1 protein-coding gene is annotated in these 442 nt (G+C 62.9%); it reads right to left on the reverse strand.

What is annotated here, in order from left to right; translation table 11 throughout:
* The coding region (locus LU493_RS19620; protein WP_275289482.1) for a UvrB/UvrC motif-containing protein at positions 1–378 on the reverse strand (378 nt) is incomplete at its 3' end.
* Between the last annotated feature and the right edge of the window lie 64 nt (positions 379–442).

The raw sequence follows: 442 nt of genomic DNA on the forward strand, positions 1-442 counted from the left end.
GTAGAACTGGCCGACAAAGGTCTCCACGACCTCTCCCAGCTCGGTGCCGCCCGGCACTTTCGGGAAGTAGCTTCGGCTGCCCAGCACTTTGCCCTGACGGATAAACAGCACATGCACGCAGGCCATGCCGGCATCGAAGGCGACGCCGATCACGTCGAGGTCGTCACCGGTGTTGGAGACAAACTGTTTCTCCGTCACGCGGCGGACGGCCTGAATCTGGTCGCGGATGCGCGCGGCCTCTTCGAACTCCAGGTTCTGGCTCGCCTTCTCCATCCGCGCGATGAGCTGGGTCAGCACCTGGTCATCCTTGCCGGCGAGAAACAGCCGCACATACTCTACCTGCTGAGCATACTCTTCTTCGCTGACCAGCCCGGCCACGCACGGCCCCAGGCAGCGACCAATCTGATACTGCAGACAGGGGCGGGAGCGATTGCGGTAGACG

The sequence above is a fragment of the Halomonas elongata genome (genome assembly GCF_029081005.1).
In the GTDB taxonomy this organism is placed as follows: domain Bacteria; phylum Pseudomonadota; class Gammaproteobacteria; order Pseudomonadales; family Halomonadaceae; genus Halomonas; species Halomonas elongata_B.